This is a genomic window from Bacillus cereus group sp. MYBK5-2 (genome assembly GCF_051915685.1).
Classification (GTDB): domain Bacteria; phylum Bacillota; class Bacilli; order Bacillales; family Bacillaceae_G; genus Bacillus_A; species Bacillus_A cereus.
Window position 1 is genome coordinate 982987 of sequence record NZ_JBQAFE010000001.1, and the last position, 15180, is coordinate 998166.

Genomic DNA, 15180 nt, shown 5'->3' on the forward strand with positions numbered 1-15180 from the left:
GGGGAAGTTATGGGGTTTTTTAATAGGTTTTTTAAAAAAGTTGAAAAAGTAAATGAGCAAGAAGCTACTCTTCATGAATTAAGTGAAGAATTGTATGTTGAATCACCGGTAGAGGAAGCGACTAGTTACTGGGTATCAATGGCACAAAATATAATTGTTAATGCTGTAAAAGCGGCTGACAATGATGTGGAACGTGCCTTCGTGTTATTGAATTTGAAGAAAGGTGAGGCTTCATTTGATATTTTTTATCAAATAAATGGGCAATTGTATTTCTGGGATCAGCTAGAAAATGAGACGATAAGAAATAGAATTCAGAACGAGTTGTTACCGCAAGCTCCAGAAGTTTCAAATGCAGTAAATGAGCAATTTCGTGGAGCTGATCATCCTATAATTTCGTTCGCACAATTGCAGTTTGAATGGGAAACGAAAGCCTGGTTCTCACATATAATTTGGGAAGATAGCCTTGCTGCTCAATTGCCCAAAACTCAAATTCTAAATGAATGGTTTCGTGTAATTAAAGAAGAAACGAAAAATAGACCACTGGATAGTGATGCGAAATTTTCTTGGTATCCATCAAACTCTTAAAAAATGAATACAGAGAGACAGGTTATGTTTCTAGATGATTTGTATTATTGAATAAGTATCAATAATACGTAATTCTTTTTCTATTGCCTGTTAGAATTCGTTATGTACTAAGCTACTTGTTTTCTAAACTAAAACTTATATTTCGAATTTTTAAATAGATTGTAATACATAAAAATTCGAAATATAAGTTGACACTATTTTTAATGTGTGATAAAAATGATAGTAATCAATTCGGAAAATAATATTTGGGCAATGAAAGGGTATAGTAGTGAATATCTCCCTATTTCAGAGAGCTGATGGTTGGTGTGAATCAGTATATAGATTATTCATGAAGTTCGTCCTGGAGCATCTTTCATAAATCTCATATTTTGAGGAAATGAAAGACGGTAGTTTATACCGTTATCAAATAAAGTGGTGAAGATTTTTTCACAACTAGGGTGGTACCGCGATATTTATCGTCCCTACGTATTTACGTAGGGACGTTTTTTATTTAGGTCCTAACTTTGGTGTGGCTTCATAACTAGGGTGGTACCGCGATATTTTATCGTCCCTACGTTTTTGCGTAGGGGCGTTTTTATTTAGGTGGTTTCTTAGTGTTCTTCACAACTAGGGTGGTACCGCGATAATTTTGTCGTCCCTACGTATTTACGTAGGGGCGTTTTTTTATTATTAGGGAGGAAGTGAACGTATTAGAAAAGAGTATTGATAGAACAATATAAATACCGAATTGTAACAAAGAAAAAGAGATAGAGAGGAGATTAACAAATGAATTCACAGCAATGGACATCGAAATTAGGTTTCGTATTAGCTGCAGCAGGTTCGGCAATTGGTCTTGGGGCGATTTGGAAATTCCCATATATGGCCGGCATTGGAGGAGGCGGAGCGTTCTTCTTAATTTTCATCGGTTTCACATTATTAATTGGTTTACCGCTATTATTAGCTGAATTTGTTATTGGAAGAAGTACACAAAAAGAGGCTGTCGATGCATATAGAGAGATTGCTCCTAAAACGTTATGGCCTTGGTTAGGTAAATTAGGAATTGTAACATGTTTCATATTACTTTCTTTCTACAGTGTTGTAGGAGGCTGGATTTTATTATATTTATGGAATGCAATTACAGGTAGACTATGGGAAGGAAATGGAGCATACGAAGCTACGTTTGGTGAAATCATTTCCAATCCATATTTAGCAGTTGGATCACAGCTATTATTCATCCTTATTACTATTTTCATCGTAAGTAAAGGTGTACAAAATGGTGTTGAAAAAGTAAATAAATATTTCATGCCAGCATTATTCGTTTTATTCTTTGTATTAATCGTTCGTGCACTTACATTAGATGGTGCTGGAGAAGGCGTTCGTTTCTTCTTACAACCTGATTTCTCACATGTAACATCAGAAGTTATATTATACGCAATGGGGCAATCGTTCTTCTCATTATCTGTCGGGGTAGCCGTTATGGTAACGTATAGCTCATACTTACCGAAAGAAGAAAGCTTACCACGTTCAGCATTTTCTATCGTAGCCTTAACTCTTGTTATTACATTACTTGCAGGACTTGCAATTTTCCCAGTTGTGTTCGCATTTGGAATGGAACCATCTCAAGGGCCGGGACTATTATTTATCGTGTTGCCAGCTATTTTCAGTAAAATGGCGTTCGGAAAATTATTCTTCATTGTTTTCTTATTACTATTCTTCTTCGCTACGATTACATCAGCAATTTCGATGTTAGAAATTAGTGTTGCATCGTTAACATCAAAAGGTAAAGGGAAACGTGAAAAAATGGCCTTAATCGTAGGGTTATTAATCTTCGTTGTTGGGGTACCATCAGCATTATCATTCGGTATATTAAGTGATCTGAAGATTTTCGGGAAGACAGTCTTTGATTTAGCGGACTATGCAGTAAGTAACGTATTAATGCCACTTGGTGTATTATTAGTTTCTATCTTTGTTCCTTTAAAAATGAAGAAAGATGTATTAATGAAAGAGCTAGGTGTAAGTAAAAATAAAGGTTATAAACTATTCGTATTATGGTTATTCTTACTTCGTTATATCGCACCAATTGCGATTATTATCGTATTCTTAAATGTACTTGGCATTATATAAAAAGAAAGGTAGCGTATCATACAAAGATACGCTACCTTTTTATTTTGCTCTTTTTTGCAATTCATTTACTGTTACGAACTGATAGCCCTTCTTAGATAAAGAATCTAAAATACCTTCAATCGTTTGTAAATTTTCATTAGACTCATCATACATAGAGTGCAGTAAAATGATAGAACCTGGCTTTACATTTTTATTAACGTATTTAATTTTATCAGCCGCAGATTTATAAAAAGTATCGGGCTCAAGATCCCATGTGATTGTTTCGATATTGTTTTTATTTAAATAATATGGCAGCCCTATTAACTTCTTACCGTTAGGGGGCCTAAAATCAATTTCGCCTGTAAATCCTGTTTGGCGGATTAATGAATTCGTTTTTTCTATTTCACCTTTAATAAAAGAAGGTGTTTTGAAAACCATTCTATTATGAGAATATGTATGGTTTCCAAGTTGGTGCCCAGATTGCGCGATAGCTTCACCTAACGATAGATTTTTCTCTAATTCATTTCCAATTAAAAAGAAAGTAGCTTTAGCGTTGTATTTATCTAGTAGCGGTAATATTTGTTTTACATTGTTAGTAGGGCCATCATCAAAAGTTAAAGCGATCACTTTTTCATTTGTTTCTACACGTTGTGTTAAATATCCAAATAATTGAAAGCTTCTTGCGTTCATCAATTTGTATGTTCCGAATAATGCCGTGATAATAAAGAATAGTGTAACGATTGTAATGATAATTTTTTTCTTCATAATGTAACCTCACAATGATTTTTGATTCAATTAAAAAGTATTATATCAAACTAAGTAATTTCGTGCTTTAAGAAGGGTGTGGATGCAAGGAGAAGGAATTTATCATATAATAAAATGCAAAAGGTATATTAGGAGGTGTTTATATGGCGATTATAATTCAATTGCCAGACACTGCAACGTCTCATGCAAAGCCAAGTATGGAAATGGCGATACTTTGCGTGAGGTAGACAAGTAATATACAATCGCCTATATGAGCTCGTATCATTTTTTATATTTGGCTTTGCACCTTATTGAAATGAACCATAAAAAATAAGGGGCGAGCAGAAATGAAATACGTAAAAGCTAATGCTGTTTTACCGGAGAGTTTAATTACTGAAATTCAAAAGTATATACAAGGTGAAACAATTTACATTCCGAAACAAGAAACGAAACATTATAAATGGGGTACACGATCTGGCGGAAGAAAACAACTAGATGAAAGAAATAAAGCAATTAAAGAAGCTTTTAAAAGTGGGATTGCTATTCATCAACTTGCAGAAGAATATTTTCTTTCTGGGGAAACGATTAAAAAGATTGTGTATTCTAAATAAGAGGAAAAGAGTCTGATTCATATATTACTTTGAATCAGACTCTTTTTGTTTTATATGTATTGGATATATGAGGTGTGAATGGGCATGATAATAGAAAAAATGTGCCGTTTTTTTATTAAATGGTATACAGAGCATTTGAAAAGTAGAAAGGTGAACATATATGAATCATATTGGACAAATAACGATAGAGCTTTTAGTTGGTTTTTTTGTTCTATTAATTGCTACAAAAATATTAGGGAAAACACAAATATCTCAGCTAACGCCATTTGATTTTATTTCTGCAATCGTCCTAGGTGAGCTCGTTGGAAATTCAATATATGATCCTAAAATTAAAGTATGGTCTATTTTATATTCAGTATTTGTTTGGGTAATTTTAATTTATACTATAGAAGTGATAACACAAAAAGTAAGAGGAACAAGAAGGTTTTTTGAAGGATATCCTTCAATTATTATTCGTAATGGAAAGATTGATCGTGAACAATTAAGCGTAAATCATTTGGATATAAACCAATTACAACAAATGCTTAGGCAACAAAAAGATATATTTTCAATCCGAGAAGTTGAATATATGATATTGGAACCGAACGGAAACATAAGCGTTCTGAAAAAAAGTAAATACGAATCTCCTACTATAAATGATTTAAGTTTAAAACATAAGCCTGTATACTTACCAATTTCATTAATTAGTGATGGAAAAGTAGTTAAGGATAATTTGAGGGAAGCGGGATTTGATGAAGGATGGCTTTATAAACAAATAAAGCAAAAAGGAATTACTAAATTTGAAGACGTATTATATGCGGAATGGAAAACAGATGATGGCTTCTTTTGTCAGGAAATGCAGCGGTAGAGAATAAGTGATATATGTAATGTTTGTTTCTAAGTTATCTTTTACATATCAAAAAACGTAATCATTGTATACAATAAAACTAGATCAACAATTTGTATGGAGTGATAAAGATGGAAGCGTTTATTAGAAGTGATCAATATAATTTTATAAAATCACAAGCTTATATTTTAGCAAACGGGCATGCAACGGCAAATGATAGAGGTGTAATTCAAGCGTTAAAATCGCTTGCGATTGAAAAGATAATACATGTATTTGAGAATTTAACGGATGAACAGAAAGAGTTAATTGATACGGTATTAACAGTTCAAAATAGAGAAGATGCAGAATCATTTTTAATGAAAATAAATCCGTATGTAATTCCGTTTCAAGAAGTTACAGCACAAACATTAAAAAAATTATTTCCTAAAGCGAAAAAGTTAAAACTTCCTGATATGGAAGAAATGGATATGAAAGAAATATCTTATTTAAGCTGGATTGATAAGGGGTCAAGCAGGAAATTTATTATAGCGAAAAATGATAAAAATAAATTTGTTGGTCTGCAAGGAACGTTCCAAAGTTTAAATAAAAAAAGCATTTGTTCGTTATGTCATGGACATGAAGAAGTAGGAATGTTTTTAGTTGAAATTAAAGGCGATGTACCAGGAACTTTCGTTAAAAAGGGAAACTACATTTGCAAAGATGGTGTAGCTTGCAATCAGAATATGAAATCGCTAGATAAATTGAACGATTTTATTGAACGCTTGAAGAAATAACGAGAAAACCTCTAGTATTTAAACTGGAGGTTTTTATTTTTTGAAGAAGTACAATAAGCTTTCTTTGTAAATGTAGATTTATAATGAAATTTGATAAAAATATCTATTATGATACAGTTGCTTATATGCAAGGAGGTAAAACATGGATTACCTTTTATCGAAAGAAAAAGTGAAGCGATGGCCCAAAGATATGATAGCGGCGGGGCGTTGTCATACAGTTGGCCTGAAATCGGATGGCACGGTAGTAGCGGTGGGCCGGAATAAAGAAGGGGAATGTAATGTAAGTGGCTGGCGAGATATTGAAGCAGTCGCAGTGGGCAATGTTCATATGGCAACGAACACGGGTAATGCTCATACAATCGGTCTTACATGTGACAGTACTGCGGTAGCAGTGGGTTGGAATAAGCATGAACAATGTGATGTAAACGATTGGCATAATATTGTAGCGGTTGCGGCAGGGTGGCGTCGTACTATTGGCCTGAAATCGGATGGCACGGTAGTAGCGGTGGGCCGAAATAAAGAAGGAGAATGCAATGTAAGCGGTTGGCAAGGTATTGTGGCAGTCACAGCGGGTGACTGGCATACAGTCGGTCTTAAATTGGACGGCACATTGACGACTGTGGGGAATAATCGATATGGTCAATGCAATGTAAGTAGCTGGCGAGGTATTGTAGCGGTCAAGGCTGGGTATCTTCATACTGTTGGTCTTAAACGAGACGGTACGGTGACAGCAGTGGGGAATGATAAACATAACCAGTGTGATGTAAGTGGCTGGCGAGATATTGTAGCAATAGCGGCTGGTACGAATCATACAATCGGACTTAAATCAAACGGTACCGTGGTGGCAGTGGGTTGGAATGAGTATGGTCAATGTAACGTAAGTGATTGGAGAGATATTGTAGCGATAGCGGCTGGTTGTGCACATACAGTCGGACTAAAATCAGACGGCACGGTGATCGCGGTAGGTAATAATGAATTTGGCCAATGCGATGTAGTTAGCTGGCGCGACATTCGGTTACCTGGCAAATAGTCAATTTACAATAAATCATTAGTAATATTATTCTATTTTAGGAGTAATTATGGAATAGGATATGTAGAAAATAATTAAACTTAAATCTGCTGAATAAGAATCTCTTTTGAAAAGGGATTCTTATTATTTTTCATAAAATGAGGGTGTAAATGGAATTTTTGAACAAATTTTATTTCAAAATTACAGTAGAAGATATAAATTAAAAAGTATAGAGGAGATAAAGGAATGCTTAAAAGGTTTTTACTTTCTTTACCGGATGTTTTACTTATATGTATCGTTCTCTACATAATGTACACAAATTCTTTTAGTTTTGGACAGATGCTAGTAATTTCCATTGCAATCGGAATTATTGGTGGTCTTGCTATTAGAATTTGTAAGGATGTATTCACGTATATAAGATGGACAATTAAACAAAGAAAAAATTGAATATGTTTAATAGTTATTAGGAGGGAATGAAATGACTAAGAAAAAGAATAGAGTGAAAAACGAGATAATACTTTGGTCACTAACAGCAATTGTTCTGTTAATTGTATGGTACTTTTATCAAAAATAAAAACGCAACGTACTAAAAAAGCACGATGCGTTTTTATTATTTTTTTTGCCAATTTTCTTTTATAAAGTCTTCACGCCCAGATTCTTTTTGCTCAGTAGCATATTTCTCTGGATTCTTTTTATAGAAATGTTGGTGGTATTCCTCTGCTTCGTAAAAAGGTGCAGCAGGACGAATTTCAGTCACGATTGGATCTTTAAACATACCGCTTTCTGCAAGAGCTTGTTTTGATTTTTCAGCAAGCCCTTTTTGTGTTTCGTTATGGTAAAAAATAGCGGTACGATAAGATGGACCACGGTCAAAAAATTGTCCGCCATCGTCAGTTGGATCGATTTGTGGCCAATATAAGTCTAGTAATTTCTGATAAGGAAAAATAGAAGGATCGAATGTAATTTGAACAACTTCTAAATGTCCAGATGTTCCAGCTTTTACTTGTTCATATGTTGGATTTTCTACATGACCTCCTGCATAGCCAGAAAGTACTTTATGAATACCAGGAAGTTCATCAAATGGTTTTACCATGCACCAAAAGCAACCGCCTGCGAAGGTTGCGAGTTCGTATGTTTTTTCGGACATTGCTGTAATCCTCCTAAATGTATATGTTTTATATAGTATTATATAAATTGTTTTATTGCGCAATAAAAAAGATTTGAAAATATATGTTTTTTACAAACAAGATCCTCCGCTCACATCAATTAATTGTCCAGTAACCCAGCGGCTGTCTGGAGAAGCAAGGAATGCAGCAGTATCGGCAATGTCTTCTACTTCACCTAAGCGATTGAAAGCGGAAATAGTAGTAGCGTACTGCTTCATCATCGGGTCGCTCAAGAGTTCTGCATTCATATCTGTTTTAATAAATCCTGGAAGTATTGCATTCACCGTTATTCCTCGTGCTCCAAGCTGTTTTGCTAGCGTAAAAGTCATTGTATTAATAGCGCCTTTCGTCATACTATATGCAACAAAATCAGGTAAAGAAATGCGGGTGGCAGCGGATGAAATATTAATAATTCGGCTATTGTCACGTAAACGTGGTAGTGCTAGTTGAATGATAAAGAATGGAGCTTTTGCATTTACTGAAACCATTCTATCAAAAAACTGTTCAGTCGTTTCTTCAATAAAAGCACCAGGACCAATGCCAGCATTGTTTATTAAAATATCAAATTGTGTTTCACCAGTGCGCTTTTGTAATTCAGTATCTAAAGCGTTATAAAGGTTTTCTACACCGTGTAAGGATTCTAGATTTGCGCCGATAGAAAAAGCTTGGCCACCATCTGATCGAATTTCATGAACAGTTTCTTCAGCGTCATCTTTTCGACTACCGTAATGAACAGCAACCAATGCACCGTCATTTGCTAAACGTTTAGCGATCGCTCGTCCAATTCCTCGGCTTGCTCCTGTAACTAACGCTACTTTCCCTTTTAACATAGTTTCCTTATCTCCTCATAAACTTTATAAGTTTTTCTTTATGTAGTAATGCAAACATACTTAAGTAATATATGAGTGTATGTAAGTAATGCATTCCAATTTTGATTTGAGAAAAAATAAATAGAATGAATTTTGATTTTTTCGAAAAAACATATTGACAACGAAAAGAACAACGTCCTATAATACGTGTAACAAATAAAAGTTAATTAAGAATTTTCTAACTTTATATGTTGTATATGCAAAGAAGAGGAAAGTAGATGATTATGATCGTTTCAGAGAGCTACTCCAAGGCTGTGAGGGTAGTAACAATCGAATCATTGAAGATCACCTCGGAGCATCGCTTGCGAAAGGGAAACTGAGTAGAGGGCGGCGGCATCGTCTCCGGTAAAAGGACGGAGGTCTGATTGGACCTACAAAGCTTATATTTCGTGAGAAGTATAAGGAAGCTGAGTGGTAACGCGAAACTCTCGCCTCAGCAATCAAAGCTACTAAATTGTAGTAGTTGATTGCTGAGGCGAGAGTTTTTATTTTTAAAAATAGAAGAAGAGAATGCGTAGAAGAGGAGAGTAAATGATAAAGATTGTTTCAGAGAGCTGCCCCGAGGCTGTGAGGGTGGTAACAATTCAATCATTGAAAATCACCTTGGAGCACTACTTTTGAAAACTAGTAAAAAGTAGCGGGGTTGTTCCCGATAGAAAAACAAAAGTCTAATTGGACTTGCAGAGCTTATATTTCGTGAGAAGTATAAGGAAGCTGAGTGGTACCACGATTCCCTCGTCTCAGCAATGGATTGCTACAAGTATGTAAGTAATCGATTGTTGAGACGAGTATATTTTCAAGGATTATATACTGAATATTCTGTTAAAAATACTCATCTCAGCAATCGATGTAGAAATAGATTGCAAAAAATAGAGAAAAAAAGAGGAGCGATGTGAGATGGGAAACCAGTACATTTACATGAATGGGGAATTTGTAGAAAAAGAAAAGGCAGTTGTTTCAGTGTATGATCATGGTTTTTTATACGGAGACGGTGTATTTGAAGGGATTCGTAGTTACGGAGGAAATGTATTTTGTTTAAAAGAACATGTGAAACGATTATATGAATCAGCGAAATCTATTTTACTAACAATTCCAATGACGGTAGAAGAAATGGAAGAAGCAGTTTTACATACACTCCAAAAAAATGAATACGCTGATGCTTACATTCGCTTAATTGTCTCAAGAGGAAAAGGTGACTTAGGGCTCGATCCGAGAAGTTGTGTGAAGCCGAGCGTAATTATCATTGCAGAACAATTAAAGTTATTCCCACAAGAATTTTATGATAATGGGCTAAGCGTTGTATCTGTTGCATCAAGACGTAATACGCCAGACGCGTTAGATCCACGTATTAAGTCAATGAATTATTTAAATAACGTACTTGTAAAAATTGAAGCAGCACAAGCAGGAGTGTTAGAGGCTCTTATGTTAAATCAACAAGGATATGTTTGTGAAGGTTCTGGCGATAATGTTTTCGTTGTGAAAGATGGAAAAGTATTAACCCCGCCATCCTATTTAGGAGCATTAGAAGGTATTACGAGAAATAGTGTTATCGAGCTATGTGAACGACTGAATATTCCGTGTGAGGAAAGACCATTCACTCGCCATGATGTATATGTAGCGGATGAAGTATTTTTAACAGGAACAGCAGCAGAGGTAATTCCAGTTGTAAAAGTAGATTCGAGAGAAATTGGAGATGGGAAACCAGGAAGTGTAACGAAACAATTGACCGAAGAATTTAAAAAATTAACGAGAGAAAGAGGAGTACGTGTTCCTGGGCTGACGGAAAGCTTAGCATAAATAAGGAGAGGAGTTAATGGAAATGAAGCAGCAGTATACAGCGTATGAGAAGTTACAGTATGAAGAAATGACAGGCGCTGGGCACGTGATTCAATGTTTGAAGAAATTGGGTGTAACGACCGTTTTCGGCTATCCAGGCGGAGCGATTTTACCAGTATACGATGCGTTATACGAAAGTGGTTTGAAACATGTTTTAACTCGTCATGAGCAAGCTGCCATTCATGCGGCTGAAGGATATGCGAGAGCTTCTGGAAAGGTCGGGGTAGTCTTTGCTACCTCTGGCCCAGGGGCGACAAATTTAGTTACGGGCTTAGCAGACGCTTATATGGATTCGATTCCTTTAGTTGTCATTACCGGTCAAGTTGCGACGCCTTTAATTGGTAAAGATGGATTTCAAGAAGCGGATGTTGTCGGAATTACAGTACCTGTTACGAAGCATAATTACCAAGTTCGTGATGTAAATCATGTATCACAAGTTGTGCAAGAAGCTTTTTACATCGCCAAAAGCGGACGACCGGGACCAGTATTAATAGATATTCCAAAAGATGTTCAAAATGCAAAAGTCACCAGTTTCTTTAATGAAGAAGTTGATATTCCGGGGTACAAACCAGAACTTGTACCAGACAGCATGAAACTTAGAGAGGTGGCTAAAGCAATTTCAAAATCAAAGCGTCCACTTCTTTATATTGGAGGAGGTGTCATTCATTCAGGTGGATCCGATGAACTCTTCGAATTCGCAAGGGAGAACCGTATTCCAGTCGTTTCAACTTTAATGGGACTTGGTGCATATCCACCGGGAGATCCATTGTTTCTAGGGATGCTTGGTATGCATGGGACATACGCTGCTAATATGGCGGTAACAGAATGTGATTTATTACTTGCATTAGGTGTTCGCTTCGATGATCGTGTAACAGGAAAATTAGAACTTTTTTCTCCGCACTCGAAAAAAGTACATATTGATATTGATCCTTCTGAGTTTCATAAAAATATAACTGTAGAGCATCCGATTGTTGGTGATGTGAAAAAAGCGTTACACATGTTGTTACATATGTCTATTTATACCCAAACAGACGAATGGCTTCAGAAAGTAAAGGCATGGAAAGAAGAATATCCACTTTCTTATAAGCAAAAAGAATCTGAGTTAAAACCACAGCATGTGATCAACTTAGTAAGTGAATTAACGAATGGTGAAGCGATTGTCACAACAGAAGTAGGACAGCATCAAATGTGGGCTGCTCACTTCTATAAAGCAAGAAAACCTCGGACGTTCCTTACTTCTGGAGGATTAGGAACGATGGGGTTTGGTTTTCCAGCAGCAATCGGTGCTCAGCTAGCTAAAAAAGAAGAACTTGTTATTTGTATTGCAGGTGATGCTTCTTTTCAAATGAACATTCAAGAACTACAAACAATTGCTGAAAATAATATCCCTGTAAAAGTATTTATCATAAATAACAAATTTTTAGGGATGGTAAGGCAATGGCAAGAAATGTTTTATGAAAATCGTTTATCAGAGTCAAAAATTGGATCACCAGATTTTGTGAAAGTAGCAGAAGCTTATGGAGTAAAGGGATTAAGAGCAACAAATTCAACCGAGGCGAAACAAGTGATGTTAGAAGCATTTGCTCACAAAGGTCCTGTCGTAGTTGATTTTTGTGTAGAAGAAGGTGAAAACGTATTTCCGATGGTTCCGCCAAACAAAGGAAATAACGAAATGATTATGAAGAGGTGGGAAGAATGAGTCATACTTTTTCACTCGTTATTCATAACGAGCCAAGTGTCTTATTACGTATAAGTGGGATTTTTGCTCGGCGTGGTTATTATATTTCTTCTTTACATTTAAACGAAAGAGATACTAGTGGTGTTTCTGAAATGAAACTCACAGCAGTTTGTACTGAAAATGAAGCGACATTACTTGTTAGTCAGTTGAAAAAATTAATTGATGTTCTGCAAGTAAATAAATTATAAGGAGTGTATGGAATATGAAAACATATTATGAAAAAGATGCAAATGTAGAGTTATTACAAGGGAAAACTGTTGCAGTAATTGGTTATGGATCACAAGGGCATGCGCAAGCACAAAATTTACGTGATTCTGGTGTAGAAGTAGTAGTTGGTGTTCGTCCTGGTAAGTCGTATGAAGTAGCGAAAGCGGATGGGTTTGAAGTAATGTCTGTTTCAGAAGCGGTTCGAACCGCACAAGTTGTACAAATGTTATTGCCAGATGAACAGCAAGCACATGTATATAAATCAGAAGTAGAAGAGAATCTCCGTGAAGGACAAATGTTACTTTTCTCACATGGATTTAACATTCACTTCGGCCAAATTAATCCGCCAAGTTACGTAGATGTAGCAATGGTTGCGCCAAAAAGTCCAGGTCATCTCGTTCGCCGTGTATATCAAGAAGGAAATGGTGTTCCGGCATTAGTCGCAGTGCATCAAGATGCGACGGGAACAGCGCTACATGTAGCATTAGCGTATGCAAAAGGTGTAGGTTGTACATGGGCGGGTGTAATTGAAACGACATTCCAAGAAGAAACCGAAACGGATTTATTCGGTGAGCAAGCTGTACTTTGCGGCGGGGTAACTGCACTTGTGAAGGCCGGGTTCGAAACGTTAACGGAAGGTGGATATCGCCCTGAAATTGCATACTTTGAATGTTTGCATGAATTAAAGCTAATTGTTGACTTAATGTACGAAGGTGGATTAACGACTATGCGCCATTCTATTTCAGATACGGCAGAGTTTGGAGATTATGTAACAGGATCGAGAATTGTTACAGATGAAACGAAGAAGGAAATGAAGCGTGTTTTGACAGAAATTCAGCAAGGTGAATTTGCGAAGAAATGGATTTTAGAAAATCAAGCAGGGCGTCCGACGTATAACGCAATGAAAAAAGCAGAGCAAAATCATCAATTAGAAAAAGTGGGAGCAGAGCTTCGTGAAATGATGAGTTGGATTCATGCACCGAAAGAATTAGTAAAGAAATAGAGTAAGAGAGTATAAATGAAAAATATGTAAGAGGGGATTTGACAAGATGAGAAGTGACATGATTAAAAAAGGTTTTGATAAAGCGCCGCACCGTAGTTTATTAAAAGCAACTGGTTTGAAAGATGAAGATTTTGATAAACCTTTTATAGCGATTTGTAATTCTTTTATTGAAATTATTCCAGGGCATAAACACTTGAACGAGTTTGGGAAACTTGTAAAAGAGGCAGTTCGTGCGGCAGGTATGGTACCATTCGAATTCAATACAATTGGAGTTGACGATGGTATTGCGATGGGGCATATTGGTATGCGTTATTCTCTTCCGAGTCGTGAAATAATTGCAGATTCAGTAGAAACGGTTGTAAATGCACACTGGTTTGACGGCATGATTTGTATCCCAAACTGTGACAAAATTACACCAGGTATGATGATGGCTGCACTACGTATTAATATTCCGACTGTGTTTGTTTCAGGCGGCCCGATGGCAGCAGGAAAAACATCTAAAGGAGAAGTTGTTGATCTGAGTTCCGTTTTTGAAGGAGTAGGAGCTTATCAATCTGGGAAAATTTCAGAAGAAGAATTAAAAGATATTGAAGATCATGGCTGTCCATCTTGTGGATCTTGTTCGGGTATGTTTACCGCGAACTCTATGAATTGTTTATGTGAAGTGTTAGGTTTAGCTCTTCCTGGTAACGGGAGTATTTTAGCAATTGATCCAAGACGTGAAGAGTTAATTAAACAAGCAGCAGAGAAATTGAAAATTTTAATTGAAAGAGATATTAAACCAAGAGACATTGTAACGGAAGAAGCAATTGATGATGCGTTTGCGCTTGATATGGCGATGGGCGGTTCAACAAATACAGTGTTGCATACATTGGCGCTCGCGCAAGAGGCTGGATTAGATTACGATATGAACCGTATTGATGCCGTTTCAAGACGTGTACCACATTTATGTAAAGTAAGCCCTGCTTCCAATTGGCATATGGAAGATATTGATCGTGCGGGCGGGATTAGTGCAATTTTGAAAGAGATGAGCCGGAAAGAAGGAGTACTTCATCTTGATCGAATAACTGCTACGGGGCAAACATTAAGAGAAAATATTGCTGAGGCAGAGATTAAAGATAAGGAAGTTATTCACTCTCTTGAAAACCCTCATAGTGAGGAAGGAGGATTGCGTATATTAAAAGGCAACCTTGCGAAAGATGGAGCGGTTATTAAAAGCGGTGCAACAGAGGTAAAGCGTTTTGAAGGACCTTGCGTTATTTTTAATTCACAAGATGAGGCACTTGCTGGCATTATGCTTGGGAAAGTGAAAAAAGGAGATGTAGTTGTCATTCGTTATGAAGGACCAAGAGGTGGCCCTGGTATGCCAGAAATGTTAGCACCAACATCAGCAATTGCTGGAATGGGATTAGGTGCTGAGGTTGCATTATTAACGGATGGACGTTTCTCTGGAGCTTCACGTGGAATTTCAGTAGGACATATTTCACCAGAAGCAGCAGCGGGCGGGATGATTGCACTTCTTGAACAAGGGGATATTGTATGTATTGATGTTGAAGAACGTTTGTTAGAAGTAAGAGTGAGTGATGAGGAATTAGAAAAGCGTAAAAAAGAATGGAAACGACCAGAACCGAAAGTGAAAACTGGCTGGCTTGGACGTTATGCACAAATGGTAACATCGGCGAATACAGGGGCTGTTCTGAAAATCCCAAATTTTGATTGAGCCAATTTAAA

The 15180-nt window shown here is 36.5% G+C and carries 15 protein-coding genes and 2 other annotated features; of the genes, 12 read left to right on the forward strand and 3 right to left on the reverse strand.

All coding sequences use genetic code 11. The features are described from left to right. The first annotated feature begins 9 nt into the window (after positions 1–9). Together ACTFP3_RS05335 and ACTFP3_RS05340 are read left to right on the forward strand one after the other, a co-directional pair. Positions 10–585 (forward strand): hypothetical protein, encoded by a 576-nt coding sequence (locus ACTFP3_RS05335; protein WP_000505545.1) that lies wholly within the window; start codon positions 10–12, stop codon positions 583–585. 243 nt (positions 586–828) lie between these two features. Beyond that, positions 829–1051, forward strand: a binding site (T-box leader). A gap of 299 nt (positions 1052–1350) precedes the next feature. After that, positions 1351–2688, forward strand: coding sequence for a sodium-dependent transporter (locus ACTFP3_RS05340; RefSeq protein WP_001088187.1), 1338 nt, complete (start codon positions 1351–1353; stop codon positions 2686–2688). A 39-nt stretch (positions 2689–2727) separates the two neighbouring features. On the opposite strand, the gene ACTFP3_RS05345 is transcribed toward ACTFP3_RS05340, so the two are convergent. Next, positions 2728–3432, reverse strand: coding sequence for a polysaccharide deacetylase family protein (locus ACTFP3_RS05345; protein ID WP_061113561.1), 705 nt, complete (start codon positions 3430–3432; stop codon positions 2728–2730). A 326-nt stretch (positions 3433–3758) separates the two neighbouring features. On the opposite strand from ACTFP3_RS05345, the gene ACTFP3_RS05350 reads away from it, so the two are divergent. From ACTFP3_RS05350 to ACTFP3_RS05370, 5 genes are all read left to right on the forward strand, one after another. Next, positions 3759–4022 (forward strand): CD3324 family protein, encoded by a 264-nt coding sequence (locus ACTFP3_RS05350; RefSeq protein WP_000878325.1) that lies wholly within the window; start codon positions 3759–3761, stop codon positions 4020–4022. Between the two features lie 160 nt (positions 4023–4182). Further along, a complete protein-coding gene (locus tag ACTFP3_RS05355) occupies positions 4183–4869 on the forward strand; it encodes a DUF421 domain-containing protein (protein WP_001015543.1) in 687 nt (228 codons plus the stop codon). Between the two features lie 110 nt (positions 4870–4979). Next, positions 4980–5621, forward strand: coding sequence for a FusB/FusC family EF-G-binding protein (locus tag ACTFP3_RS05360; protein WP_000387074.1), 642 nt, complete (start codon positions 4980–4982; stop codon positions 5619–5621). A gap of 142 nt (positions 5622–5763) precedes the next feature. Then, positions 5764–6651 carry a chromosome condensation regulator gene (locus tag ACTFP3_RS05365; protein ID WP_326035987.1) on the forward strand — a complete coding sequence of 296 codons (888 nt, stop codon included), beginning with the start codon at positions 5764–5766 and terminating at the stop codon, positions 6649–6651. 225 nt (positions 6652–6876) lie between these two features. Continuing rightward, positions 6877–7077, forward strand: a complete 201-nt coding sequence (locus ACTFP3_RS05370; protein ID WP_000919314.1) for a hypothetical protein — start codon at positions 6877–6879, stop codon at positions 7075–7077. A 163-nt stretch (positions 7078–7240) separates the two neighbouring features. Here ACTFP3_RS05370 and msrA read toward each other — a convergent pair whose 3' ends face one another. Beyond that, positions 7241–7777, reverse strand: a complete 537-nt coding sequence (msrA, locus tag ACTFP3_RS05375; protein WP_001291883.1) for a peptide-methionine (S)-S-oxide reductase MsrA — start codon at positions 7775–7777, stop codon at positions 7241–7243. A 90-nt stretch (positions 7778–7867) separates the two neighbouring features. Beyond that, complete coding sequence (locus ACTFP3_RS05380) at positions 7868–8626, reverse strand: SDR family oxidoreductase (RefSeq protein ID WP_000911822.1); 759 nt, start codon at positions 8624–8626, stop codon at positions 7868–7870. Between the two features lie 545 nt (positions 8627–9171). Further along, positions 9172–9411 (forward strand) — a binding site (T-box leader). Between the two features lie 151 nt (positions 9412–9562). On the opposite strand from ACTFP3_RS05380, the gene ilvE reads away from it, so the two are divergent. Genes ilvE through ilvD form a run of 5 tightly spaced genes read left to right on the forward strand, consistent with a single transcriptional unit; the run spans position 9563 to position 15169 of the window. Continuing rightward, the gene (gene ilvE, locus ACTFP3_RS05385) at positions 9563–10462 is read left to right on the forward strand and encodes a branched-chain-amino-acid transaminase (RefSeq protein ID WP_000528155.1); all 900 of its coding nucleotides are present in this window, start codon (positions 9563–9565) and stop codon (positions 10460–10462) included. 22 nt (positions 10463–10484) lie between these two features. Beyond that, the gene (gene ilvB / locus ACTFP3_RS05390; RefSeq protein ID WP_326036083.1) at positions 10485–12200 is read left to right on the forward strand and encodes an acetolactate synthase large subunit; all 1716 of its coding nucleotides are present in this window, start codon (positions 10485–10487) and stop codon (positions 12198–12200) included. Continuing rightward, the gene (locus tag ACTFP3_RS05395; RefSeq protein WP_000019916.1) at positions 12197–12427 is read left to right on the forward strand and encodes an ACT domain-containing protein; all 231 of its coding nucleotides are present in this window, start codon (positions 12197–12199) and stop codon (positions 12425–12427) included. The genes ilvB and ACTFP3_RS05395 overlap by 4 nt, the downstream gene beginning before the upstream one ends. A 14-nt stretch (positions 12428–12441) precedes the next feature. Further along, the gene (gene ilvC / locus ACTFP3_RS05400) at positions 12442–13449 is read left to right on the forward strand and encodes a ketol-acid reductoisomerase (RefSeq protein WP_440009542.1); all 1008 of its coding nucleotides are present in this window, start codon (positions 12442–12444) and stop codon (positions 13447–13449) included. 46 nt (positions 13450–13495) lie between these two features. Beyond that, entirely contained in the window at positions 13496–15169 is a 1674-nt protein-coding gene (ilvD, locus tag ACTFP3_RS05405) for a dihydroxy-acid dehydratase (protein ID WP_001255815.1), read from the forward strand. Positions 15170–15180 lie beyond the last annotated feature (11 nt).